Below are 25772 nucleotides of genomic sequence, written 5' to 3' on the forward strand. Positions count from 1 at the left end.
TCACCTAGCGTAGGTGAGTGATCCCGGATCATGAGGGATTTACGTGAAGAACACCACTCCAACGAGGGGTGCCCGGTGCGAGGTGCGTAGTGTCGTACTCATGAGTACGTCAGCTGATCCGCTCGCCACCCTGGCCGCGCTGCCCGGTGTGACCGAGTCCGTGAACGCCGTACGGACCGCCGTGGACCGGGTCTATGGGCACCGGGTGATGCGCCGCCGCAGCAATGAGGTCACCTCCGAAGCGGCGTTGCGCGGAGCGCGGGGCTCCGCCGCGCTGGCCGGTGCGGACTGGGAGCTGGAAGAGGTGCGCCGACGCACCGACTTCGGGGTCGAGGGCGAACCGCGCACGGTGGGGGCGGCACTGCGGCTGACCGCCGAGGCGGGGCAGTTGCTGAGTATCTGGCGGCAGTCGCCGCTGCGGGTGCTTGCCCGGCTGCATCTGGTCGCGGCCGGCGGGGCGGAGGGCGACGAGAGGATCGGGCGCCCGCGGCAGTCGGGTGAGCCGGTGAACGAGCCGCTGATCGGGTCCGATCTGCCGCTGCCGGACGCGGACGAGGTGGCGGGGCGGCTCGATGGGCTGGCCCGGCTGCTGCTCGCGGGCAGCGAGGCTCCGGCACTGGTGACGGCGGCGGTGGTGCACGGCGAACTGCTCGCCCTGCGGCCGTTTGTCTCCCGCAATGGTCTGGTGGCGCGGGCGGCCGAACGGATCGTGCTGGTCGGCAGCGGTCTCGATCCGAAGTCCATCTGCCCGGCCGAGGTGGGGTACGCGGAGCTGGGCGCCGCGCCGTACATGGCGGCGCTGGAGGGCTATGCGTCCGGGACGCCGGAGGGGATGGCGGTGTGGATCGCGCACTGCGGACGGGCGGTTGAGCTCGGGGTGCGGGAGTCCACGGCGGTCTGCGAGGCGCTGCAACGCGGGGCGGCCTGACGCGGATGGGTGTGGCCCGACGTCGGCAAGACGCGTGCTGACGTGGGCTGGGTACGGTCTGATGTCGGCAAGGCGCGGGCTGGCGCGGGATGGGTACGGTCTGACGTCGGACAAGACGGGCCGACCCTGGACAAGAGTTGCGGCGGTACCACGTGGGCACCGCCGCTGGCACAGCTGCCGGGTTACCATGCGTGCAATCTCATTCGCCCATCAGGTCGGGAACTTCTGCCCGTCACCTGGTGCGGCTGGCCCGTAATCGACGGGTCGACGTCGCGTGGGTGCTCAGCATCTGTGCTCGGTCCGTGGGGCCTTGGCGTCTGGGGGTTTCCTCCCGGATACCCCTGGTCTCGCGGGCCGTCGATTCCTTTGTACTCCTGCGAGAGGCCAATCGGAACCCCTCGCCGCAGATCTTTGGTGTTACCCCTAAATGCGGGCATAAAGGGCGCGGCGTCGATTGGTGTACCACAGCAGTCCGGCGGTGGCGGCGGCCGCGCCGACGGCCGCCGCCACGGCGAGAACCGGACGCGGTGGCATGGAAAGTGAGGGCCTGCGCTGCTTCAGCCGCACCGGGCGGTTGAAGGAGAGCACCGGCCAGCCGCGGGCCGCCGCCTCGCGCCGCAGCGCCCGATCCGGGTTGACCGTATGGGGGTGGCCGACCGACTCCAGCATCGGGAGATCGGTCACCGAATCGCTGTAGGCGTAACAGCGCGACAAGTCGTAGCCCTCCGACTCCGCCAACTCGGCGATCGCCTCCGCCTTGGTCGGGCCATAGGCGTAGTACTCCACCTCTCCGGTGAACACTCCGTCCTCGACGACCATGCGGGTGGCCACCACGCGGTCCGCGCCCAGGAGCTCGCCGATCGGCTCGACCACCTCCGCCCCGGAGGTGCTGACGATCACCACATCGCGGCCGGCGGTGTGATGCTCCTCGATGAGCGAGGCGGCCTCGTCGTAGATGATGGGGTCGATGAGGTCGTGCAGGGTCTCCGCGACGATCTCCTTGACCTGCTGGACATTCCATCCTCGGCAGAGCGCGGAGAGGTACTTGCGCATCCGCTCCATCTGCTCGTGATCGGCGCGGCCGGCGAGGAAGACAAACTGTGCATAGGCAGTACGCAGTGCGGCCCGGCGGTTGATCAGCCCACCCCGGTAGAAGGACTTGCTGAAGGTGAGAGTGCTTGACTTCGCAATGACCGTCTTGTCCAGGTCAAAGAAGGCAGCTGTCCGAGGCAAGGAGTGGTTTTCCACGACGCCGAGCATAGGGCCCACCATTCGGCGTAAGCTCAGGCGCGTGGGTTTGCCTGAGAAGGCTCTCGGGTACACCATGGAAGTCACGGATCGTTCGCGACCGTGCTAACCCGGCCCGACTCCTCCCCCCCCGAGTCGGCCGTGGGGACGACCCCCGCTCTCCCCCCCGGCGGGGGTCGTCGCATGTCCGGACGCTTTTTGGGCGTTCTCATCAGATCTTGCTTCCCCTTCCTCGGGCCCGTGCGGCCCGCCTCTCCACAGCTTGAACGGTAACCGTACGTAATCGCTAGGCTGCTCTCCGGAAGTCACTGGTTTAGGTGACTGGGATATTCACAACTGATGAGTTGTCCACGGTTTTGGACCAAGATCCCCAAGATTTTCTGGATCGCGGCACGGTGATTCTCCGCGGTGCTCGCACTCGCTGTTCGCGGGAGTGAGAGCGCGTAACCGATATGGGAGGGGATCGTGACTGCATCCATCACACCGGAACGCCCTTCGGCGACCGAAGGACAGCGAAGCAGACCGCTCATCGTCACCGAGGACGAGGCGCTTCTCGACGATCTGCTGCGGCTGTGCGCGGCGGCCGGAGCGGAACCGGAAGTGGCGCATGGCGCGCTCACTCGCCGGGGCAGCTGGGAGACCGCACCGCTGATTCTGGTCGGCGACGACTCGGCCGCCCGGCTGTCCGACCGAGCTCGCAGACAAGGGGTGCTGCTCATCGGGCGCGATCTGGACGACCACGGCATCTGGCGGCGGGCGGTGGCGCTCGGCGCCGACAATGTGGCGTTCTTACCCGATGCCGAGACCTGGCTGGTGGACCGGATCGCCGATGTCGCAGAAGGCGTGGGGCGGCAGGCCCTGACCGTCGGGGTGATCGGCGGCCGCGGCGGCGCGGGCGCCTCCACCCTCGCCTGCGCCCTGGCGGTCACCGCGGCCCGCTCCGGCCGGCGCACCATGCTGATCGATGCCGATCCGCTGGGCGGCGGGCTCGATGTGCTGCTCGGCGGCGAGGGCGCGCAGGGGCTGAGATGGCCCGCCTTCGCCGAGTCGCGGGGGCGGGTCGCCGGAAGTGCCCTGGAGGAGTCGCTGCCCGAACTGCACGCGCTGCGGGTGCTCAGCTGGGACCGCGGCGATTCGGTCGTCATCCCGCCGTCCGCGATGCGGGCGGTGCTGGCCGCGGCCCGACGGCGCGGCGGGGTCGTGGTGGTGGATCTGCCCCGCCGCGTCGACGACGCGGCGGCCGAGGCGCTGTCCCAGATCGACCTCGGGCTGCTGGTCGTCCCGGCGGAGCTGCGAGCGGTCGCGGCCGCCCACCGGGTGGCGTCCACGGTGGGCATGGTGCTGCGGGATCTGCGGGCGGTGGTGCGGGGCCCGTGCGGGCCGGAGCTCGGCGACGAGGAGATCGCGGAGCTGCTCGGGCTGCCGCTGGCCGGTCAGCTGCCGCCGGAGCCCGGTCTGGCGGACGCGTTCGACGGCGGGGAGCCCCCGGGCGGCAGCCCCCGTGGCCCGCTCGGCCGGTTCTGCGCCGAGTTCTGGGCGCGTGCCCTCGCCGACGAGGGAGGTGTCACCGCATGAGCGTCGTATCGCCGGATCTGCTGGACGCGGTGCGGCTGCGGCTGGCCGGGAGCGGCGCGGAGCCCACACCCGCGCGGGTGGCGTCGGCCCTGCGCGAGGAGGGTCGGCTGCTCGGCGACACCGAGGTGCTCGGGGTGGTGGAGGCGCTGCGCTCGGAGCTGGTCGGCACCGGCCCCCTGGAGCCGCTGCTGGCCGCCCCCGACGTCACGGACGTCCTGGTCACCGCCCCCGACGAGGTGTGGGTGGACCGTGGTTCGGGGCTGGAGCGCACGGGGGTCACCTTCGTGGACGCGGCCGCGGTGCGGAGGCTCGCGCAGCGGCTCGCCGCGGTGGCCGGGCGGCGGCTGGACGACGCCCGGCCGTGGGTGGACGCCCGGCTGCCGGACGGGACCCGGCTGCATGCGGTGCTTCCTCCGGTAGCGGTCGGCTCGACCTGTCTGTCGCTGCGGGTGGTGCGCCCCCGGGCGTTCTCCCCGGCGGAGCTGGAGGCGGCCGGAACGGTGCCACCGGACGGCGCGCGGCTGCTGCGGGCCATGCTGGACGCCCGGCTGTCCTACCTGATCAGCGGCGGCACGGGCTCGGGCAAGACAACGCTGCTGAGCACCCTGCTGGGGCTGGTCGGCCCGCGCGAGCGGATCGTCCTCGCCGAGGACTCGGCCGAGCTGCGGCCCGACCACCCGCATGTGGTCCGGCTGGAGACCCGCCCCGCCAACCAGGAGGGCCGTGGCCAGGTCACCCTGCGGGACCTGGTGCGGCAGGCGCTGCGGATGCGCCCCGACCGGCTGGTGGTCGGGGAGGTGAGAGGCGCCGAGGTCACCGACCTTCTCGGAGCTCTGAACACTGGCCATGAGGGCGGCTGCGGCACTGTCCACGCCAATACGGCGGCCGACGTGCCCGCGCGGCTGGAGGCGCTCGGCTCGACCGCCGGTCTGGACCGGGCGGCGCTGCACAGCCAGTTGGCGGCGGCGCTGTCGGTCGTGGTCCACCTGGTGCGGGACCGCGCCGGGCGGCGCAGGATCGCCGAGCTGCATGTGCTGGACCGGGACCGGGCGGGCTTCGTCACGACCGTCCCCGCGGCCGTCTGGAGCCCGGAGGGCTTCGAGCGGGCGGCGGGCTGGCAGCGGCTCCAGCGGCTGTGCGCACGAGGCGGAGGCGCGGCATGACGGGCGCGGTAGGGGAGCCGGGGGCGCTGACGCTCTGCGCCGCGACGCTGTGCGTGGGGGCGGCCTTATGGCTGCTCACTGGCCGGGACCGGGAGCTGCGCCGGGCCAGGCTGCTGTTGGCCGGCGGCGGACCCGTCGAGCCCGCGGGAGCCGACCCGGTGCGGCGGCTGTCCGAGACCGCCGCCTGGCTGCGGGAGCGCTGGCGGGTGAAGTACGGCGGGCGGATGGGGCGTGAGCTGCTGTGCCTGCCGGTCGGATGTGTGATCGCGCTGCTGGGCGCGTCCGTTCTGCCGTTGCTCGGGGCGATGCTGGCCACTCCGGTCGTCGGCCGGTGGCTGCGGTCCCGGCGGGGCGAGCGGGACCGTGTGCGGCGCGCCGCCGGGGTGATCCAGCTCTGTGCCACCGTGGCGGGCGAGCTGCGGGCCGGGCGGCATCCCGGCGAGGCGCTGCTGGCGGTGGACCCGGGGCACTTGAGGGAGCGTTGGGGGCTGGTGACGGCCGCGGCGCGGTTCGGCGGGGATGTGCCGGACGCGCTGCGGAGGGTGGCCCGGCTGCCGGGCGCCGAGGGGCTGACCGGGGTCGCGGCGTGCTGGCAGGTGGCGGTCGACGAGGGGGCCGGGCTGGCGGCGGGTCTCGACCGGGTGGCGGCGGCGCTGCGCGCCGAGCGGGACCAGCGGGAGAGCCTGGACGCCAAGCTGGCGGGAGCCAAGGCCACCGCCTTCGGGCTGGCGGTATTGCCCGTCGTCGGGCTGGTGCTGGGCGGCCTGATGGGCTCCGATCCGCTGCATGTGCTGCTGCACACCCCGGCCGGGCTGAGCTGTCTGCTGGTGGGCGGCCTGCTGGAGTGGGCGGGCCTGGTCTGGACCGGCCGGATGGTACGAGCCGCGCGTGAGCCGGGGCGACGGCGAGGGGATCCGCACCTGGGCCGAGGCCCGGCGGATCGCCGGAGTGGCCGATGAGTACCGAGGTTGTCCACAGCCTGGGGATTTCGCTGGCCTTCCTGGCGGCGGCCCTGTGTACGGCGATGGCGATGGCCGAGGCCCGTCGGGAGCGATGCGTCCGACGACGGCTGGCGGTGCTGCTGCCGGGCGCGGCGGAGGACGGACGGCCGAGCCGGGCCCGGCCGTGGCGGCGGTGGTGCGCCGGGGCCGGTGTGGGCGCTCTGCCCGCCTGGGCCGCGCCGGGTGGCGCGCTGACGATCGCCGTCGTCCTCGTCGGAGGGCCGCCGGGGTGGGCGCTGGGGCTCGCCGCGGCGTGCGGCCTGTGGCGGTGGCAGCGGCACCGCCGGGCCACGGCCGGGCGGTCCGGCTCTGACCGGCGCCTTGAGGCCCTCGCCGCGGGCCAGATCCCGCTGGCCGCCGATCTGCTGACGGCCTGCCTGGCGGCCGGAGCGGGCCCGCGGAGGGCGGCGGAGGCGGTGGGAGGTTCGCTCGGTGGCCCGGTCGGCGAGCGGCTTGCCCAGACTGCGGCGGAGCTGCGGCTGGGCGGTGAACCGGCCCATGCCTGGGGGCGCATCGGCGCTCTGCCTGGAGCGCAGGGGTTGGCACGCGCCCTGGAACGTGCCGGGGTGACGGGCGCTCCGGCCGTGGAGCCGGTGTCCCGGCTGGCGGCCGAATGCCGGGCCGAGCAGGGACGCGAGGCGATGAGACGGGCCGACCGCACCGGTGTGCTGGTGAACGCGCCGCTCGCGGGCTGCTTCCTCCCGGCGTTCCTGCTGGTCGGTCTGGCCCCGGTGATGATCGGGCTGGCCCGCGGCCTGGCGGGCGACGGCCCCTGAGCACGGGCGGGACCACGACGGCCACACGGCGAACGACGGCGGCATCGACGACAGCCGTACAGGCGGCATCAACGACAGCCGCACGAGCGGCAGTTGTACGACAGCAGCAGGACGAACGACGACACCGCGGTCGACGACACCGCGGACAGGACATGGGGGCCGACATGATGAAGCAGTGGTGGGTACGGCGCTACGCGGCGGCGCGGGTGAAGGCCGAGGCGGGCATGACCACCGCCGAGTACGCGATGGGAACGATCGCGGCATGTGGTTTCGCCGCGGTGCTCTACAAAGTGGTGACCAGCGGAGCCGTCAGCGGTGCGCTGCAGTCGGTCATTGGACGGGCGCTCGATGCGCAGTTCTGAGTCGCCGGGGACAGGGGAGCGGACGGGCTCGCGCGCCAGGAGCGGCGCGCGGGGCGTCCCGACGGGCAGCGGTATCCCGAAGGCCAGTGGCGTCCGGAGGGCCGGCAGCGTCCGGAGGGCCCGTGGCGGCGTCCCGGGGGCCCGGAGCGAGCCCAGGACGGGCTCCCCGGGGGCCCGGGGCCCTGCGCGGGACAGCGGCTACGTCACGGCGGAGGCGGCCGTCGCGCTGCCTGTGCTGGCGTTGTTCGCCCTGATGCTGATCTGGGGGCTGATGGCGGCGTCCGCGCAGCTGCAGTGCGTGGACGCGGCCAGGGCCGGGGCGCGGGCGGCGGCGCGCTCGGAGCCGAAGGCGGACGCGATGGCCGCCGCCCGCTCGGCCGCGCCCGATGGAGCGCGGGTCGAGCTGTGGCGGGAGGGGGACATGGTGCGGGTGCGGGTCCGGGCGCACGCCATCGGTCCCGGTCCGCTGGCGGTGAATCTGCGCGGTGAGGCGGCCGCGCTCGCCGAGGACACGGTGGGCGCGGACGACGCGATGGGCGGGGCCGGTGCGGGCGGTATGGGCGGCGTGGACGGTGCGGCGGCCCGGGAGGCGGTCCCGTGAGCGCGGGACGCGGCCTCGTGAGCCCGGGACGCGGCCCCGTGAGGAGGGCGGACGACCGGGGGTCGGCCACCGTCTGGACCGCGCTGGCGGCGACGGCGCTGTGCGTGGTGTTCGCGGCCGTACTGGCGGCCGGGCAGGCCATGGTGGCGCGCCATCGGGCGGGCGGCGCCGCCGATCTGGCGGCGCTCGCGGCGGCGGACCACGGCCTGGAGGGGACGCGCACGGCGTGTGGCCTCGCCCGGCGGGTGGCCTCCGCTCAGGGGGCGCGCGTGGTGAGCTGCGCCCTGAGCGGTGAGATCGCGGATCTCACGGCGGAGGTGCGTACCGGCCCGTTCACCCTCCGGGCCCGGGCCCGGGCGGGGCCCGCGGGCACTCCCGTCACCGGACCGCCACCCCCACCAGGTGGCGGGGAGCGGCCACTCGGCAGGGAGCGGTCACTCGCCGGTGGGCGGCTGCTCCGGGGCGCCGGCGAGCAGGGTCGTCAGCAGGCGGATGGCGGCCTTCTTGTCCAGCGGGTCGTTGCCGTTGCCGCACTTGGGCGACTGGATGCAGGACGGGCATCCCGCCTCGCACTCGCAGACGGCGATCGCCTCTCGGGTGGCCGCCAGCCAGCGGGCGGCCGTGTGGAAGGCGCGCTCGGCGAAGCCCGCGCCCCCCGGGTGCCCGTCGTAGACGAAGACGGTGGGCAGCAGCGTGTCGGGGTGCAGCGGGACGGACACCCCGCCGATGTCCCAGCGGTCACAGGTGGCGAAGAGCGGCAGGATGCCGATCGAGGCGTGCTCGGCGGCGTGCAGGGCACCGCCGAGGGCCTGGGGGTGCACCCGGGCCTCCTCGAGCTGGTCGTCGGTCACCGTCCACCACACCGCCCGGGTGCGCAGGGTGCGCGGCGGAAGGTCCAGCTTGGACTCGCCGAGGACCTCACCGGTGATCAGCTTGCGGCGCAGGAAGGAGACCACCTGGTTGGTGACCTCGACGGAGCCGAAACACAGCCGCGCGTCCCCCCAGGGGATCTCGGTGGTGGTCTCCAGGATGGAGATCGCCGTGGTGTCGCGGGCCGTGGTCGAGTAGGGCGGACTGGCCTCCTCCACCAGGGCGACCGAGTCGTCGAGGTCGAGCTGTTTGACGAGATAGCTCCGGCCCTGGTGGAGGTGGACGGCGCCCTCGTGGACGGTGGTGTGGGCCGCCGCGGCGTCCACGGTGCCCAGCAGTCGCCCGGTGGCCGCCTCCACGACCTGGACCGGACTGCCGCCCGCCCCGCGGATGTCGGTGAGGTCGGCGGCGCGCTCACGGCGGGTCCAGTGCCAGGCCTTCGCCCGGCGCCGCAGCAGCTTGCGCTGCTCCAGCTGCGGCATCAGCTCCTCGGTGGCGGGCCCGAAGAGCTCCAGATCGGGTTCGGTGAGCGGAAGCTCGGCCGCGGCCGCGCACAGGTGCGGCGCGAGGACGTAGGGGTTGTCCGGGTCCAGGACGGTGGACTCCACCGGCTGCCGGAAGAGGGCGTCCGGGTGGTGGACGAGATAGGTGTCCAGCGGGTCGTCCCGGGCGACCAGGATCGCGAGGGCCCCTTCGCCGGTGCGCCCGGCCCGCCCCGCCTGCTGCCACAGGGAGGCCCGGGTGCCGGGATAGCCCGCCACGACCACGGCGTCCAGCCCGGCGATGTCCATCCCCAGCTCCAGGGCGGTGGTGGCGGCGAGCCCCAGCAGCTCACCGGAGTGCAGGGCCTTCTCCAGGGCGCGGCGTTCCTCGGGGAGATAGCCGCCCCGATACGCGGCGATCCGGTCCGGCAGCGAGCGGTCCACCTCCGCGAGCCGCTCCTGGGCGATGAGCGCGATGAGTTCCGCGCCCCGCCGGGAGCGCACGAAGGTGACCGTACGGACGCCCTGGACGGCCAGGTCGGTGAGCAGGTCCGCGGACTCGGCCGTGGCCGTGCGCCGCACCGGGGCGCCCTGCTCGCCGTGGAGTTCGGTCAACGGCGGCTCCCAGAGGGCGAAGACGACCTCGCCGCGGGGCGAGCCGTCCTCGGTGATCTCCACCACGGACACGCCGGTCAGCCGGCACGCGGCGACCGCCGGATCGGAGGCGGTGGCCGAGGCGAGCAGGAACACGGGCGAGGAGCCGTAGCGGGCGCAGACGCGGCGCAGCCTGCGCAGCACCTGGGCCACATGGGAGCCGAAGACACCCCGGTAGGTGTGGCACTCGTCGATGACCACATAGCGCAGCGCACGCAGGAAGGAGGACCATCTGGGGTGGCCGGGCAGGATGCCCCGGTGGAGCATGTCGGGGTTGGTGAGCACGTAGTTCGCGTACTGCCGGACCCACTCGCGCTCCTCGACGGGCGTGTCGCCGTCGTAGACCGCCGCCCGGACGCCGGTGCCCAGCGGGGCGGTGAGGCCGGCCACCGCACGCCGCTGGTCGGCGGCCAGCGCCTTGGTGGGAGAGAGGTACAGGGCGGTCGTCCCCCGGCCGTTGGGCTCCTCCGAGCCGTCCAGCAGGGTGCTGAGGACGGGGGCCAGATAGGCGAGGGACTTGCCGGAGGCGGTTCCGGTGGCCACGACCACGGATTCGCCGCGCAGCGCGTGTTCGGCCGTGCGCGCCTGGTGGGCCCAGGGGCGCTCGATGCCGACCGCGCGAATGGCGTTGATCACCTCTGGCCGGATCGCCGAGGGCCAGTCGGCATGGGTTCCCGGGCGTGGGGGCAAGTGCTCCGTATGAGTGATGCGCGTGCTCCGGCTCGCCCCGGTGCTCAGCCGACCGAGGACGGCCCGGGGTGAGGGGCGTATGCCCGCCTGCCGCGGGATTTGGTTGTCGGCCATCGACACCGAGTGTGTCACTGGTCTGACGGACAATGGTCCTAAGGCGTCGTGCACGCCTGCTGGTAAGTGATTGAATGCCATCGCGGCTGCCGATCCATGGGGGGCGACCGCTCGATGCAAGGTGCTGGAGGATCCGTGGACCTGTCCCTGTCGACTCGGACCGTCGATGACCGCACGGTCGTCGAGGTCGGTGGCGAGATTGATGTATACACCGCGCCCAAGCTGCGCGAGCAGCTGGTCGAGCTTGTCAACGACGGCAACTACCACCTGGTCGTCGACATGGAGGGCGTCGACTTTCTCGACTCCACCGGACTCGGCGTGCTCGTCGGCGGGCTCAAGCGAGTGCGGGCCCACGAGGGCTCGCTGCGCCTGGTCTGCAACCAGGAGCGCATTCTGAAGATCTTCCGCATCACCGGCCTGACCAAGGTGTTCCCGATTCACACCTCGGTCGAGGACGCGGTCGCGGCGACCGACTGACAAGATCGCCGAAGGAAGACACAGAAGGGGGTTCCGGGCGGCGCTCGCCCGGCCCTCCCCATACGCACGCCCATACGCCCGAGGGGGATGGCATGGCCACCGTCGAACTCCGCTTCAGCGCGCTGCCCGAGCACGTCAGGACCGCTCGTCTTGTCGCGGCGGCCGTGGCGCGCCGGGCGGGGGTGGATGAGGCCGTGCTCGACGAGGTGCGGCTCGCGGTCGGCGAGGCTTGTACGCGCGCGGTCGGGCTCCACCTGAGCAATGGGGTGGAGGCACCGGTGCGGGTGATCCTGACCGAGGAGGAGAAGAAGTTCTCCATCGAGGTCGGTGACGAATCCCCGACCTCGGCCGCCCTGGCGCCCGGCTCCCATCCGGAGGCGGATGACGAGGCCGAGGGCGAGGACGAGATGGGTCTCGCCGTCATCAGCGGGCTCGTCGACGATGTCGAGGTGACGACCAGCGAGACCGGTGGAGTGATCCGGATGAGCTGGCCGACCTCGCCCCAGCCTCTGGTGTCCTAGCCCGAGCCAGGACCTTTTGGCGGACTGGCCCATCGGTTCGGGTTCCGCCCGTACCGGTTCGGTCCGTGTCCTGGCCGGTTCGGGTTCTGCCTTCAGCGGGCCGGGCCTCTTGCTTCGCCCCGGAGTCGGCGCGGGCCGGAGCTTGCCTTGGCCGGTTCGGGTTCTGCCTTCAGCGGGCCGGGCCTCTTGCTTCGCCCCGGAGTCGGCGCGGGCCGGAGCTTGCCTTGGCCGGTTCGGGTTCTGCCTTCAGCGGGCCGGGCCTCTTGCCTCGCCCCCGGGCCCGGCGCGGGCCGGAGCTTGTTCTGGCCGCCGAATCGGGCCCTCGAGGGGTCGTCCGCCCGTCATCCCTCGCCCGATCTTCCGGACCACCGGACCGGCCGTTTCAAGATCGCCGGTCCGGCTGTCGGCGTGCCCGCGCCCGCTCGGCGGGATCGTTGCGGCGCGCCCCGGGCGCGCCCCTGGCGTATCTCTCGGCGCGCACTATTTCGATCTCGGGCGTAGGCTCTGAACAGCCCTTTTATCGGTGCGGTGCAACCGCCGAAAGATCGCCATTGAGATCATCTATATAGATCATTATAGAGATCACTTTACATCCGTCACCGAATTGTCGACCTTCCTTCTTCCGAAGGAATTCGTACCGCCAAACCTATTGATCTTCGCTGGTGCGGGGGAATTCCCATTCCGGCGCCCTGTTTTGATCGTGTGACGCTCCCTACAATCCGTCCACATCTCGAGCTCAGGACGCCTGAGCGCGGCGGCTCTTCTGCGGTCGCAGAACTGCTGCGCGCCCATGTGCCAAACGTCAAGGAGGACGAATGGCGGGGCCTCTCACCCCTCATCAGCTGGACCTCACCCCAACCCTGGCCGCCGCAGAGCTGACCGACGACAACCGTGTGATCGTGCTGGTGATCGCCGCCGTCGCGATCGCGGCACTCGCGGTCGCGGTGGTGCTGGTGCGACAAGTCCTCGCGGCCGGCGAGGGCACGGACAGTATGAAGAAGATCGCCGAAGCCGTTCAGGAAGGCGCCAATGCCTATCTGGCCCGGCAGTTGCGCACCCTCGGTGGATTCGCCGTGGTGGTGTTCTTCCTGCTCATGCTGTTGCCGGCGGACGACTGGCCGCAGCGCATCGGGCGTTCGGCGTTCTTTCTGATCGGTGCGGCATTCTCGGCGGCGACCGGCTATATCGGGATGTGGCTCGCGGTGCGCAGCAATGTGCGCGTCGCGGCCGCCGCCCGTGAGGCCACCCCCGAGCCCCCCACCACACCGGTCAATGGAGATTCGGCCGCGTCCGCGCCCGGTAAGCCGAGCGTGGATCTCACGGCCGTCTCGCACAAGGCAATGAAGATCGCATTCCGTACTGGCGGTGTGGTGGGCATGTTCACCGTGGGCCTCGGACTGCTGGGCGCCTCCTGCGTGGTGCTGGTCTACGCTGCCGACGCGCCCAAGGTGCTGGAGGGCTTCGGGCTCGGCGCCGCCCTGATCGCGATGTTCATGAGGGTCGGCGGCGGCATCTTCACCAAGGCCGCCGACGTCGGTGCCGACCTCGTCGGCAAGGTCGAGAAGGGCATCCCCGAGGACGACCCGCGCAACGCCGCGACCATCGCGGACAACGTTGGCGACAACGTCGGGGACTGCGCCGGTATGGCCGCCGACCTCTTCGAGTCGTACGCCGTCACCCTGGTGGCCGCGCTGATCCTCGGCAAGGCCGCCTTCGGCGACTCCGGACTGGCCTTCCCGCTGCTCGTACCGGCCATCGGCGTGGTCACCGCCATGATCGGGATCTTCGCCGTGGCCCCGCGCCGCTCCGACCGCAGCGGGATGAGCGCCATCAACCGGGGCTTCTTCATCTCCGCCGTGATCTCCATGGCCCTGGTGGCGATCGCGGTCTTCGCCTATCTGCCGTCCAGCTACGCGGACCTCGACGGTGTCACCAACCGCGAGATCCTCGGCCACAGCGGTGACCCGCGGGTGCTCGCGCTCGTCGCGGTCGCCGTCGGCATCGTGCTGGCCGCGCTCATCCAGCAGCTCACGGGCTACTTCACCGAGACCACCCGGCGTCCGGTGCGGGACGTCGGCAAGACCTCGCTGACCGGCCCGGCCACCGTGGTGCTCTCCGGTATCTCGCTCGGCCTGGAGTCCGCCGTCTACTCCGCGGTGCTGATCGGGCTGAGCGTCTACGGCGCCTTCCTGCTCGGCGGCAGTTCGATCATGCTGGCGCTGTTCGCCGTGGCGCTCGCCGGTACCGGTCTGCTCACCACGGTCGGCGTGATCGTCGCCATGGACACCTTCGGTCCGGTCTCCGACAACGCCCAGGGCATCGCCGAGATGTCCGGCGACGTCGAGGGCGCGGGCGCGCAGGTGCTCACCGACCTGGACGCGGTCGGCAACACCACCAAGGCGATCACCAAGGGCATCGCCATCGCGACGGCGGTGCTGGCCGCGGCGGCGCTCTTCGGCTCGTACCGCGACGCCATCGCCGAAGCGGTGAGCGAAGTGCACACCTCCGTGGCCGGGGAGATGAACCTGAACCTGGACATCTCGCAGCCCAACAACCTCGTGGGCCTCGTCCTCGGCGCCGCCGTCGTCTTCCTCTTCTCCGGATTGGCGATCAACGCGGTGTCGCGGTCGGCCGGTGCGGTGGTCTTCGAGGTGCGGCGGCAGTTCCGCGAGAAGCCCGGGATCATGAACTACACCGAAAAGCCGGAGTACGGCCGGGTCGTCGACATCTGCACCAAGGACGCGCTGCGCGAGCTGGCCACACCGGGTCTGCTCGCCGTCATGGCGCCGATCGCCGTCGGCTTCACCTTCGGGGTCGGCGCGCTCGGCTCGTTCCTGGCGGGCGCCATCGGCACCGGCACGCTGATGGCCGTCTTCCTCGCCAACTCCGGCGGCGCCTGGGACAACGCCAAGAAGCTGGTCGAGGACGGTCACCACGGCGGTAAGGGGAGCGAGGCCCATGCCGCGACGGTGATCGGCGACACGGTCGGCGACCCCTTCAAGGACACCGCGGGCCCCGCGATCAACCCGCTGCTGAAGGTGATGAACCTGGTGGCGCTGCTGATCGCGCCCGCGGTGGTCAAGTTCTCCTACGGGGGCAACGCCAGCCCGGGGCTGCGCGCGGTCGTCGCGGCGCTCGCCGTCGTGATCATCGTGACCGCCGTCTACATCTCCAAGCGGCGCGGAATCGCCGTAGGTGACGAAGACAACTCCGAGCACGTGGCGAAGTCAGCCGACGCGGCGGTGGTGTCCTGACCCCGGAAGGGGCCAGGGGGCCGGGAAAGCCCTCGCGACATGCGGGCGGGCGGTGTGCGACGGCACATCGTCCGCCCGCTTCCCTGTCCGCGGTGCGCCATCCGCTCGATGAGGCCATGTCCACAATGAGTGTGGTGCAAATAGCTCTAAAGATATTCATACGGGACGCTCTCCCGGTGGGCTTCGCCGGATGGACGTGTATGTTCCGGGGCCGAGAGCCATGGAAGGGACCAATCCGGTGAACAAGAAGCTTGTGGCTGCACTGTCCGGCGGTGCGGCACTCGTACTGGCGCTGACCGGCTGCGGGGGCGGCGACGAGGACAAGAAGGTCGACGACTGGGCCAAATCGGTCTGTGACGAGGTGCAGCCTCAGCTGAAGAAGATCCAGGGCGCCAACACCGCGATCCAGGGCGCAGCCGACGAGCAGGACTCCAAGAAGCTGCAGCAGACCGACTCCAAGGCGTTCCAGGAGATCTCCGAGTCCTACGGGGCACTCGCCAAGGCCGTGAACAAGGCGGGCCCGCCGCCCGTGGACAGCGGCGACAAGACCCAGCAGCAGGCGGTGAAGGAGCTCAACGCCACCTCGGGGTCGTACACGAAGCTGAAGTCGGCCATCGACAAGCTGGACACCTCGGACAAGTCCAAGTTCGCCCAGGGGCTCGCGGGCGTCGCCGATGAGCTCGACAAGCTCAGCAAGTCGGGTGACCAGGCCCTGCAGAAGCTCCAGGAGGGCAAGGTCGGCTCGGCGATGGCCAAGCAGCCCGGCTGCCAGAAGCCGAAGACGGCCGGCGGCGCCACGACGTAGTCCTGGCCGGCTCGCCGCTCCTCGTAGCCCTCGCCGTCCTCCCAGCGGTCCCAGCAGCCCCTTGCGCGGACCGCCCGGGAGTTCTGCCGCCAGGGGCCAACGCCGCCCTCTGGCGCGCCCTCTGTCGGCCCGTCACCCCGGTCGGCGCGGGCGATGTCGTCCCGATGCCGACTGCCGTCGCCCGCTGTCGGTGGTTGCCGTGACAATGGGGGCGTGAGTACGCACCAGCCCTCGTTCCGCCTCCCCACCGCCGACCCCGAGCGCACCGCCCGCCTTCGCGAGGCGCTGTCGGCCGCCTCCTTCACCGCCGACGGTCTGCTCGACCTGTTCGGCCCGTCCGCCTATACGGCCCTGGCGCGCGGGGAGACCGTCCCCGCGCTGCGCGCCACCCGGGGCGGGAGCGGCCCGCTGGAGACCCTGGTGCGGCTCTTCCTGCTGCAGTGCCCCGTGGCGTACGGGCGGGCGGCCGCGGCCCTCCCCGCCGAGGACTGCCTCGCCGACGGCTGGCTGGTGCGCGAGGGCGACGAGGTGCGCGCCAGCGTGGACGTGCGCCCTTACGGCGGTCCCGAGGGCCAGGATTGGTGGATCGTCTCCGACCTGGGCTGCGCGGTCGGCGGCGCGGCGGGGATCGGTGGCCCGGGCGGGGCGCGCGGCCGTGCGGACCGCTCCCGGCTCGTCCTGGGGGTCGGCGGCGCGTCCACCACGCTCGCCGGTCTCACCGTGCCCGCGCCCGTGGACCGGGTCCTCGACCTCGGCACCGGCTCCGGCATCCAGGCGCTGCACGCGGGCCGCCACGCCTCCCGCGTGACCGCCACGGACCGCAATCCGCGGGCCCTGGCCATCGCCCGGCTGACGCTCGCCCTGTCCGGGGCGCCGGAGCCGGATCTGCGGGAGGGGTCGCTGTTCGAGCCGGTCCGGGACGAGACGTACGACCTGATCGTCTCCAATCCGCCCTTTGTGATCTCCCCGCGCTCCCCGGAGGGCAGCGAGCTGGTCTACCGGGAGGGCGGGATGTCCGGGGACGATCTGTGCCGCACCCTCGTCCAGCGGTCCGCCGGCCATCTCGCGGACGGCGGCTGGTGTCAGCTGCTGGCGAACTGGCAGCACGTCGAGGGGGAGGACTGGCGTGATCGGCTGGCCTCCTGGATCCCGCCCGGCTGTGACGCGTGGATCGTGCAGCGCGAGGTGCAGGACGTCACCCAGTACGCCGAGCTGTGGCTGCGTGACGCCGGTGAGCACCTGGCCGGTCCCGAGGCGTACGCGGCGCGCTATGACGCGTGGCTGGACGAGTTCGAGGCGCGGAGGACCACGGCGGTCGGCTTCGGCTGGATCACCCTGCGCAAGTCCGGCGCCGACCGGCCCTCGGTGACCGTGGAGGAGTGGCCCCATCCGGTCGAGCAGCCGCTGGGGGCCGAGGTCATGGCCCACTTCGACCGGCAGGACTTCCTGCGCACGCATGACGACGCGGCGCTGCTGACCACCCACTTCCGGCTGGCCGACGAGGTCGTCCAGGAGCAGGTGGGCCCGCCCGGGGCCGAGGACCCCGAGCATGTGGTGCTCAGGCAGCACCGCGGGATGCGGCGCGCGACGAAGGTGGACACGGTCGGGGCGGGCTTCGCGGGTGTGTGCGACGGCACACTGAGCGCCGGCCGGATCCTGGACGCCATCGCCCAGCTGCTCGGGGAGGACCCGGTGGTGCTGCGCGACCGCACCCCTGAGTCCATCCGGCTCCTGGTCGAGCAGGGCTTTCTGCGGCCGGTCGGCGACGACGGCATAGGGATGTCATGACGGCACAGGCGTGACGGCACAGGCGTGACGGCACTGGCCTGACGGCACAGGCATGACGGCATAGGGACGCCACGACAAGGAACGCGCCGCGCATGCGCTGGGGCGTGCGCCGGTGGTACAGCGCTCTGCCACGCGCCCCCGTATGGCAGGAAGCTGTCGCCGGGCGCGCCGAAGGGGCCGCCACGGGACGGGCCCGGAACCGCCACGGGACGGGCGCGGACGGGGCCCGGCGAGGCGACGCGCGCTGTTCACCGGGGGTTCGCGCTCACGCCTCCCGTGCGTGCCACGCTCCCGCCATGGAGAGCGGACCTGCGATCTTCGCCGGAACGGCATTCGTGTTGTTCGGCGCCGCGCTGCTGCTGTGGACGGCGGCGCGTCTGAGGCAGCGTGTGCCCGTCGCGCACGGTGTGAGTCCTGTCGCTTCCGCGGTGCTCTCCCTTCTCTTCGGCATCGCCGCGCTCGGCGGCGGAATCTGGTGCCTGGGTTACGCCTGACAGGGCCTTCCACGCTGCCTCGTGCCGGTCCGGGCGGCAGACAGGACGGTTGTCGGGTTACCGTTCGAGTGGCGTTGCGGGCTTTTTCCGTTTGACACGGGGGCGGGATGTACCGTCACACTCCGCAGCGTCACCGCAGAGGGAGGCCGTGAGCGTTACCCGCACGGCACTGCCCGTTCACCGAGAGTCGACCGGAGAGAAGAGCCAAGTTGTCCCCGACCACCAGCGAGACCGCACAGGGCGGCCGCCGACTCGTCATCGTCGAGTCGCCTGCCAAGGCGAAGACGATCAAGGGCTACCTCGGCCCGGGATACGTGGTCGAGGCCAGCGTCGGGCACATCCGGGACCTGCCGAACGGGGCGGCCGAGGTCCCCGACAAGTACACCGGCGAGGTCCGGCGCCTCGGCGTGGACGTCGAGCACGACTTCCAGCCCGTCTATGTGGTCAACGCTGACAAGAAGAGCCAGGTCAAGAAGCTCAAGGAACTGCTCGCCGACTCCGACGAGCTCTTCCTGGCCACCGATGAGGACCGCGAGGGCGAGGCCATCGCCTGGCACCTCCAGGAGGTCCTCAAGCCCAAGGTCCCGGTGCGCCGGATGGTCTTCCACGAGATCACCAAGGACGCCATCCGGGCCGCCGTGGCCAACCCGCGCGAGCTGAACCAGCGCCTCGTCGACGCCCAGGAGACCCGCCGCATCCTCGACCGCCTCTACGGCTACGAGGTCTCGCCGGTCCTGTGGAAGAAGGTCATGCGCGGCCTGTCCGCGGGCCGGGTCCAGTCCGTCGCCACCCGTCTCGTCGTCGAGCGGGAGCGCGATCGCATCGCCTTCCGCTCCGCCGAGTACTGGGACCTCACCGGCACCTTCGCCACCGGCCGGGCGGGTGATGTCAGCGACCCCGGCACCTTCGGTGCCCGCCTTACGGCCGTCGACGGCCTCCGGGTCGCCCAGGGGCGTGATTTCACCTCGCTCGGGCTGCTCAAGGAGGGCCTCAACGTCCTCCACCTGGACGAGGCGGGTGCCCGCTCCCTGGTCACGGCCCTCGCCGACACCGCCTTCACGGTGCGCTCGGTCGAGTCCAAGCCGTACCGCCGCTCGCCGTACGCGCCGTTCCGCACCACGACCCTGCAGCAGGAGGCCAGCCGCAAGCTGGGCTTCGGCGCCAAGGCCACCATGCAGGTCGCGCAGAAGCTGTACGAAAACGGCTATATCACCTATATGCGTACGGACTCCACCGTCCTGTCGGACACGGCGGTGGCGGCGGCACGGGCGCAGGTCACCCAGCTGTACGGGGCCGACTACCTGCCCGACAAGCCGCGCACCTACGCGGGCAAGGTCAAGAACGCCCAGGAGGCGCACGAGGCCATCCGCCCCTCGGGGGACCGCTTCCGCACCCCGGCGGAGACCGGCCTCTCCGGCGACCAGTTCCGGCTCTATGAGCTGATCTGGAAGCGGACCGTCGCCTCCCAGATGAAGGACGCGATCGGCAACTCGGTCACCGTCAAGATCGGCGGGCAGGCGAGCGACGGCCGGGACGCCGAGTTCTCCGCCTCCGGTAAGACGATCACCTTCCACGGCTTCATGAAGGCCTACGTGGAGGGCGCCGACGACCCGAACGCCGAGCTGGACGACCGCGAGCGCCGGCTGCCGCAGGTCGCCGAGGGCGACCGGCTCACCGCCGACGAGATCACCGCCGACGGCCACGCGACCAAGCCCCCGGCCCGCTACACCGAGGCGTCGCTGGTCAAGGAGTTGGAAGAGCGCGAGATCGGCCGCCCGTCGACCTACGCCACGATCCTGGGCACCATCCTCGACCGCGGCTACGTCTTCAAGAAGGGCACCGCGCTCGTGCCCTCCTTCCTGAGCTTCGCCGTGGTCAACCTGCTGGAGAAGCACTTCGGCCGGCTGGTCGACTACGACTTCACCGCCAAGATGGAGGACGACCTCGACCGCATCGCGCGCGGCGAGGCCGAGGCCGTGCCGTGGCTGAAGCGCTTCTACTTCGGCGAGGGCGCCCAGGCCGGCGCCGCCGAGGCCGGGAACGGCGACGGCGACCACCTCGGCGGCCTCAAGGAGCTCGTCACCGACCTGGGCGCGATCGACGCCCGGGAGATCTCGTCCTTCCCCGTGGGCGACGGCATCGTGCTGCGCGTCGGCCGCTACGGGCCGTACGTCGAGCGCCCGACGGAGGTCGAGGGCGGCACCGGCCGCCGCGCCGACGTCCCCGACGACCTGCCGCCGGACGAGCTGACCGTGGAGCTCGCGGATGAGCTGCTCGCCAAGCCGAGCGGTGAGTTCGAGCTGGGGCCCGACCCCGAGACCGGGCGCATGATCGTCGCCAAGGACGGCCGCTACGGTCCGTATGTCACCGAGGTGCTCCCCGAGGACACCCCCAAGAGCGGTAAGAACGCCATCAAGCCGCGCACGGCCTCCCTGCTGAAGTCGATGTCCCTGGACACGGTGACCCTGGAGGACGCGCTCAAGCTGATGTCGCTGCCGCGCGTGGTCGGCACCGACCCCGAGGGCGTGGAGATCACCGCGCAGAACGGCCGCTACGGCCCGTACCTGAAGAAGGGCACGGACTCGCGGTCGCTCGAGACCGAGGACCAGATCTTCGCCATCACGCTCGAGCAGGCGCTGGCGATCTACGCCCAGCCCAAGCAGCGTGGCCGGGCCGCGGCCAAGCCGCCGCTGAAGGAGCTGGGCACCGACCCGGTCAGCGAGCGGCCCGTGGTGGTCAAGGACGGCCGCTTCGGCCCGTACGTCACGGACGGCGAGACCAACGCGACGCTGCGCCGCGACGACGACGTGGAGACCATCACGCCCGAGCGCGGCTTCGAGCTGCTCGCCGAGAAGCGTGCCAAGGGCCCGGCCAAGAAGACCGCCAAGAAGACGGCGGCGAAGAAGACCGCGGCCAAGAAGACGACGGCGAAGAAGACGGCCGCCAAGAAGACCGCGGCGACGAAGACGACCGCGAAGAAGACGGCCGCCAAGAAGACGACCGCGAAGACCGCCGCGAAGAAGACGGCGGCCGAGAGGTCGTCGGCCAACGCCGAGTAGCCGGCCGACGACGGGCGGGAAAGCGGAGGAAGGCGGAGCAAACCGCACGCCATCCACGCCTCACCGCCCGTTTGTTCGGCCGGGGGACCGTGGATTCATGTGATCCGGATAGGCTGGCGGGATGACGCGAGAGCAGCCAACGGACGTGACCGCCACTTCCGGTGCCCTTGCCGCGGACTCCCGCGAGCGGGCCGTACGAGCCCTGCTGCGCTATCAGCCGCTGCGACGGCTGTGGAGCGCTCAACTCGTCGGCGGTGCCGGAGACGTGCTCGCCGTACTGGTGCTGGTGCTGCTGACGCTCCAGGCATCCGTGGCGGCCGACTCCTTCGGCGGCGGGTATCGCGGCGCGGCCTTCGCGGTGGCGGTGGTGCTCGGCGTACGGCTCTTCGCGACCGTGCTGTTCGGCGCGGTGCTCCTCGGGCCGCTCGCCGCGCTGATCGGGCCCTCCGGGCCGCTGGACCGCCGCTGGACCATGGTCGGCGCGGACGGTCTGCGGCTGGTGCTGCTCCTCATCGCGCCGCTGTGGATCGACTGGGCCCCGGCCGACGCCGTCGCCTGGCTGCTGATCACCACCTTCGTCGTCGGGGTCGTGGAGCGCTTCTGGACCGTCGCCAAGGACGGCGCGGCCCCCTCGCTGCTCCCGGCACCGCCCGCCGAGGGCGCCGCCGTGCGGCCGCTGCCCGACCACCTGGACGCGCTGCGCCGGCTCTCGCTCCGTACGAACTTCCTGACGCTGCCGATCGCCGCAGCCGCGCTGCTCGTCGTCACCCTCATCGGCAGGCTGCTGGGCACCGGCGTGGAGTGGTTCCACACCCACCAGGCCGCGCTCGGCTCGTACGTCGGCGCCGGGCTCTTCGCCGCGTCGATCTCGATCCTCACCTTCATCGAACTGCCCGGCGCGCAGACCAGCCGCACCCGTTCCCCCCTGGAGGGGCTGCGCCGCCCCCGCGCCGCCTCCGGGAGCGGCGCCGACAAGGGTCGCACCGGAGCCGTTCCGCTGCTGGTGCTCGCCTGCGCCGGGGTGGCGGGCGCGATCGCCGCGGCCGTGGGCGTCGCCCCGCTGCAGGCCGTGGACCTCGGCGGCGGGCCGGTCGGCTTCGCGCTGCTCGTCCTCGTCCTGACCGGCGGTCCGGCGATGGGCATCCGCTGGGCCCCCAAGGTCCTCCCGGGTCTGTCGCGGCGCCGGCTGCTGGCGCTGGCGGTCGCGCTGACCGGGCTCGCGCTGCTCACGGTGGGCTTGGTGCACGACACCACCACCGTCGTGCTGATCGCCCTGATCGCGGGCGTGTCGGCGGGTGTCGCCGCCCACACCGGCCACTCCCTCCTGGACCAGGAGTCCGAGGAGACCCGCCGCCCCCGGATGACCGAGCATCTGCAGGCCGTCGTCCGCGTCGGCGTCGGGCTCGGCGCGGTCGCCGCGCCGCTGCTCGCCGCCGTCATCGGGCCGCACCGGCTCGGCAGCGGCGACTTCGTCTTCGCCCACGGCGGCGCGGCCTTCACCCTGATGCTGGTGGGCGCGCTGCTGCTGCCCGTCGCCGCGCTGGTTCTCGGCCGCACCGACGACCGCCAGGGCGTGCCGCTGCGGCGCGATCTGCGTGAGGCGCTGCTCGGCAGGGGCGGCGTGGACGAGGGCCCGGCCGCCACCGGCTTCTTCATCGCCGTCGAGGGCGGCGACGGCGCGGGCAAGTCCACGCAGGTGGAGGCGCTGGCCGAGTGGATCAGGGCCAAGGGGCACGAGGTCGTGGTGACCCGTGAACCGGGCGCGACCGCGATCGGCAAGCGGCTGCGCTCGATCCTGCTCGACGTCTCGTCCGCCGGGATCTCGCATCGCGCCGAGGCGCTGCTGTACGCGGCGGACCGCGCCGAGCACGTCGACACCGTCGTCCGCCCGGCACTCGAGCGCGGCGCGGTCGTCATCTCCGACCGCTACATCGACTCGTCCGTCGCCTACCAGGGCGCGGGGCGCGACCTCGCCGCGATCGAGATCGCCCGCATCTCGCGCTGGGCGACGAACGGCCTGGTGCCGCATCTGACGGTGCTGCTGGACGTCTCGCCGGAGACCGCGCGCGAACGCTTCACCGAGGCCCCGGACCGGCTGGAGTCCGAGCCCGCCGAGTTCCACCAGCGCGTACGGGCCGGATTCCTGGCCCTCGCCGCCGCCGATCCGGCCCGCTACATCGTCGTCGACGCCGGGCAACTGCCGGAGGCGGTCACCTCCGTGGTGCGCCACCGCCTGGACCAGATGCTGCCGCTGTCCGAGGCGGAGGTGAAGGCCCAGGAGGAGGCCCGTAAGGCCGCCGAGGAGGAGGCCCGTCGCCGGGCCGAGGAAGAGGCCGCCCGTAAGGCCGAGGAGGAGCGGCTGGAGCGCGAGCGCCAGGAGGCGCTCGCCAAGGCCCGCGCCGAGGAGGAGGAGCGCAAGCGGCGCGAGCTGGAGGAGGCCCGCCGGCGCGAGGCCGAGCGGCAGGCGGAGGCAGCCCGTCAGCGGGCCGAGGACGCGCGCCGCAGGGCCGAGGAGGACCGCAAGCGCATCGAGGCCGAGGACCGCGCCCGCGCCGCCGAGGAGGAGCGGCGCCGCCTCCAGGCGGAGGCGGACGCGCTGCGCCGGGCCGAGGCCGAGGCGCGCCGCCAGGAGGAGCAGCGCAAGGCCGAGGAGGCGCTGCTGCGGGCGGAGCAGGCACGGCTGGCGGCGGACGCGGCGCCCTCCGCTGCGGACGCGCCGACCGTGGAGACCGAGACCCCGGCCCCGCCGCCCGAGGACGGCTCCCGGGGCACCGGCGGCGCCGACGGCACCCGGGGCGCGGCGGGCCCCGGCACGGACGACCCGGACGACCCGCACCCGGACACGACGGAGACGGTCCAGACGCCGAGGTTCGACCCGCGGGCGGGGTACGGCGGCGAGTCCGGCCGTCCCGGCACCGGGCCGGCGACGGCCGATGAGACCGCTGTGCTGCCGCCTGTGCCTCCCGCGCCGCCCGTGCCGCCCCAGAGCGGCCCGGACGCCGACGAGACCGCTGTGCTGCCGCCCGTACGGCCCGAGGGCGGCCCGGAGCGCCGGGGCGACTCGGACGCCGAGGAGACGGCGGTCCTGCCCCAGCCGCCCGCCGAGCCGCCCACGAACGCGGCCGACGAGACGGCCGTCCTGCCGCCCGTAAGGGACGAGCGCTCCGCCGACCCGGCGGAGCGGGTCCCGCCGTGGCTGTTCCGCCCGGACGAGGGCCAGGGCCAGAGCCACGGCCAGAGCCAGGAGCACGGCCAGGGCAACGAGCGCACGCGCGAGATGCCGCAGTACGGGCAGGGCCAGGGGCATGACCAGAGCCAGACGCAGGGTGGGGCGGAACCGCCGCGTCGGCGCCGCCGCCCGGAGTGGGCCGAGGAGACCCCCCTGGACGACCTCCCGTCCCTGGCCGACGAACTGCTCGGCCCCCGCGACGACGAGGACGGCCGCCGCCGCTGACGGCATGGCCGGGCGCAGTTGCGGATGGCCGCGCCCGGCTGTTGGCCGGGGTGTCGACGGGGCCCGCCGGCCGGGTGGCGTCAGCGGCGGGTGACGCGTTCGGGTGTCGGTGGGGTGCACCACAATGGGGTGCCGTAGGGACGAGCGGCGGAGGCAGCCATGGCGGTGTGGGACGACCTGGTCGGGCAGGACCGAGTGGCGGCCCAGCTTTCGGCTGCCGCGCGGGATGCGGACGCCCTGGTCACGGCGGTGAGCGAGGCGGCCGCCGGTCCCGTAGAGGAGCCCATGGCGTCGTCCAAGATGACCCACGCCTGGCTGTTCACCGGCCCGCCCGGCTCGGGCCGGGCCACCGCCGCCCGCGCCTTCGCCGCCGCGCTGCAGTGCGTCAGCCCGGACCGGGCGCTCGGCGGCGCCCCCGGGTGCGGCTTCTGCGAGGGCTGTCACACCGCTCTGGTCGGCACCCACGCCGATGTGGAGGTGGTCCGTACGGACATGCTCACCATCGGCGTCAAGGAGACCCGTGAGCTGGTCCGCCGCGCCCAGCTGTCGCCCGCCGGAGGCCGGTGGCAGGTGATCGTCATGGAGGACGCCGACCGCCTTACCGAGGGCGCGGGCAACGTTCTCCTCAAGGCCGTCGAGGAGCCCGCGCCGCGCACCGTATGGCTGCTGTGCGCGCCCTCGTTGGAGGATGTGCTGCCCACGATCCGCTCCCGCTGCCGTCTCCTCACCCTCCGTACGCCGCCGGTGGACGCCGTGGCGGACATCCTCGTCCGGCGCGACGGCATCGACTCCGAGCTCGCCGCCTCCGTGGCCCGCGCCACCCAGGGGCATATCGGCCGCGCCCGCCGTCTGGCCACCGACGAGCGGGCCCGCGCCCGCCGCGCTTCCGTCCTGAAGCTCCCGCTGCGCGTCGACGACGTGGGCGGCTGCCTCAAGGCGGCCCAGGAGCTGATCGACGCGGCGGCCGAGGACGCCAAGCAGGTGGCGGAGGAGGTCGACGCCAAGGAGACCGAGGAACTGCGCGCCGCCCTGGGCGCCGCCGCCGGTACGGGCGGGCGGCTGCCGCGCGGTACGGCGGGGGCCATGAAGGAGCTCCAGGACCGCCAGAAGCGCCGCGCCACCCGCACCCAGCGCGACAGCCTCGACCTCGCGCTCACCGATCTGATCGCCTTCTACCGGGATGTGCTGGCCCTCCAGCTCGGCTCCCAGGTCGCGCTCGCCAACACCGACGTACGGGACGCGCTGGAACGGATCGCGTCGGGCTCGAAGCCGGAGCGGACACTGCGCCGGATCGAGGCGATCACGGCCTGTCGTCAGGCGCTGGACAGCAATGTGGCGCCGCTGCTGGCGGTCGAGGCGATGACCATGGCGCTGCGGGCGGGCTGAGTCACCCGTACGGGTTCGTCGCCGACCGCATGAAGCGTGTCCGAGTGGATACTCTCCGTAAGGGGGCGAA

18 protein-coding genes and 1 pseudogene are annotated in these 25772 nt (G+C 72.6%); 17 read left to right on the forward strand and 2 right to left on the reverse strand.

The features are described 5' to 3' along the window. Positions 1 to 100 precede the first annotated feature (100 nt). Positions 101 to 928, forward strand: a complete 828-nt coding sequence (locus tag NP777_RS21935; protein ID WP_256651879.1) for an oxidoreductase — start codon at positions 101 to 103, stop codon at positions 926 to 928. Positions 929 to 1351: 423 nt separating this feature from the next. On the opposite strand, the gene NP777_RS21940 is transcribed toward NP777_RS21935, so the two are convergent. Further along, positions 1352 to 2188, reverse strand: coding sequence for an HAD family hydrolase (locus tag NP777_RS21940; RefSeq protein ID WP_256651880.1), 837 nt, complete (start codon positions 2186 to 2188; stop codon positions 1352 to 1354). Positions 2189 to 2641: 453 nt separating this feature from the next. Here NP777_RS21940 and ssd point away from each other — a divergent pair, with 453 nt between their 5' ends. The 7 genes and pseudogenes from ssd to NP777_RS21975 all read left to right on the forward strand — a co-directional run. Then, entirely contained in the window at positions 2642 to 3751 is a 1110-nt protein-coding gene (gene ssd / locus NP777_RS21945) for a septum site-determining protein Ssd (protein ID WP_256651881.1), read from the forward strand. Next, positions 3748 to 4914 carry a TadA family conjugal transfer-associated ATPase gene (locus tag NP777_RS21950; RefSeq protein WP_256651882.1) on the forward strand — a complete coding sequence of 389 codons (1167 nt, stop codon included), beginning with the start codon at positions 3748 to 3750 and terminating at the stop codon, positions 4912 to 4914. Before ssd ends, NP777_RS21950 begins: the two co-directional genes overlap by 4 nt. Further along, positions 4911 to 5873: a type II secretion system F family protein gene (locus NP777_RS21955; RefSeq protein WP_256651883.1), complete on the forward strand. Its 963-nt coding sequence runs from the start codon at positions 4911 to 4913 to the stop codon at positions 5871 to 5873. The genes NP777_RS21950 and NP777_RS21955 overlap by 4 nt, the downstream gene beginning before the upstream one ends. Then, positions 5870 to 6691, forward strand: coding sequence for a type II secretion system F family protein (locus NP777_RS21960; protein ID WP_256651884.1), 822 nt, complete (start codon positions 5870 to 5872; stop codon positions 6689 to 6691). Before NP777_RS21955 ends, NP777_RS21960 begins: the two co-directional genes overlap by 4 nt. Before the next feature lie 164 nt (positions 6692 to 6855). Next, a complete protein-coding gene (locus NP777_RS21965) occupies positions 6856 to 7053 on the forward strand; it encodes a DUF4244 domain-containing protein (protein ID WP_256651989.1) in 198 nt (65 codons plus the stop codon). Between the two features lie 73 nt (positions 7054 to 7126). After that, the gene (locus NP777_RS21970; protein ID WP_256651990.1) at positions 7127 to 7654 is read left to right on the forward strand and encodes a TadE family type IV pilus minor pilin; all 528 of its coding nucleotides are present in this window, start codon (positions 7127 to 7129) and stop codon (positions 7652 to 7654) included. Between the two features lie 107 nt (positions 7655 to 7761). Continuing rightward, positions 7762 to 7959: pseudogene (locus NP777_RS21975) on the forward strand (Rv3654c family TadE-like protein); the annotation flags it as partial. A 129-nt stretch (positions 7960 to 8088) separates the two neighbouring features. Here the strand turns inward: NP777_RS21975 and NP777_RS21980 are convergent. Next, on the reverse strand, positions 8089 to 10545 hold the full coding sequence (locus tag NP777_RS21980; protein WP_256651885.1) for a DEAD/DEAH box helicase: 2457 nt from the start codon (positions 10543 to 10545) through the stop codon (positions 8089 to 8091). A gap of 54 nt (positions 10546 to 10599) precedes the next feature. Between NP777_RS21980 and bldG the strand changes: the two genes are divergently transcribed. From bldG to NP777_RS22025, 9 genes are all read left to right on the forward strand, one after another. Next, positions 10600 to 10941: an anti-sigma factor antagonist BldG gene (gene bldG / locus NP777_RS21985; protein ID WP_014061729.1), complete on the forward strand. Its 342-nt coding sequence runs from the start codon at positions 10600 to 10602 to the stop codon at positions 10939 to 10941. A 92-nt stretch (positions 10942 to 11033) separates the two neighbouring features. After that, positions 11034 to 11462, forward strand: coding sequence for an ATP-binding protein (locus tag NP777_RS21990; protein WP_020870239.1), 429 nt, complete (start codon positions 11034 to 11036; stop codon positions 11460 to 11462). An 815-nt stretch (positions 11463 to 12277) separates the two neighbouring features. Continuing rightward, positions 12278 to 14716 carry a sodium-translocating pyrophosphatase gene (locus tag NP777_RS21995; RefSeq protein ID WP_256651886.1) on the forward strand — a complete coding sequence of 813 codons (2439 nt, stop codon included), beginning with the start codon at positions 12278 to 12280 and terminating at the stop codon, positions 14714 to 14716. A 238-nt stretch (positions 14717 to 14954) separates the two neighbouring features. Then, positions 14955 to 15521: a small secreted protein gene (locus NP777_RS22000; RefSeq protein WP_256651887.1), complete on the forward strand. Its 567-nt coding sequence runs from the start codon at positions 14955 to 14957 to the stop codon at positions 15519 to 15521. Between the two features lie 213 nt (positions 15522 to 15734). Next, positions 15735 to 17309, forward strand: a complete 1575-nt coding sequence (locus NP777_RS22005; RefSeq protein WP_256651888.1) for a DUF7059 domain-containing protein — start codon at positions 15735 to 15737, stop codon at positions 17307 to 17309. 296 nt (positions 17310 to 17605) lie between these two features. Beyond that, positions 17606 to 17803: a hypothetical protein gene (locus NP777_RS22010; RefSeq protein ID WP_256651889.1), complete on the forward strand. Its 198-nt coding sequence runs from the start codon at positions 17606 to 17608 to the stop codon at positions 17801 to 17803. A gap of 209 nt (positions 17804 to 18012) precedes the next feature. Then, positions 18013 to 20862 carry a type I DNA topoisomerase gene (gene topA, locus NP777_RS22015; protein WP_256651890.1) on the forward strand — a complete coding sequence of 950 codons (2850 nt, stop codon included), beginning with the start codon at positions 18013 to 18015 and terminating at the stop codon, positions 20860 to 20862. Positions 20863 to 20983: 121 nt separating this feature from the next. After that, positions 20984 to 24316, forward strand: a complete 3333-nt coding sequence (tmk, locus tag NP777_RS22020) for a dTMP kinase (protein WP_256651891.1) — start codon at positions 20984 to 20986, stop codon at positions 24314 to 24316. A gap of 159 nt (positions 24317 to 24475) precedes the next feature. After that, positions 24476 to 25702, forward strand: coding sequence for a DNA polymerase III subunit delta' (locus NP777_RS22025; RefSeq protein WP_256651892.1), 1227 nt, complete (start codon positions 24476 to 24478; stop codon positions 25700 to 25702). Positions 25703 to 25772: the final 70 nt, after the last annotated feature.

Origin of the sequence: Streptomyces rugosispiralis (assembly GCF_024505145.1) — a bacterium.
GTDB classification, from domain to species: Bacteria; Actinomycetota; Actinomycetes; order Streptomycetales; family Streptomycetaceae; genus Streptomyces; species Streptomyces rugosispiralis.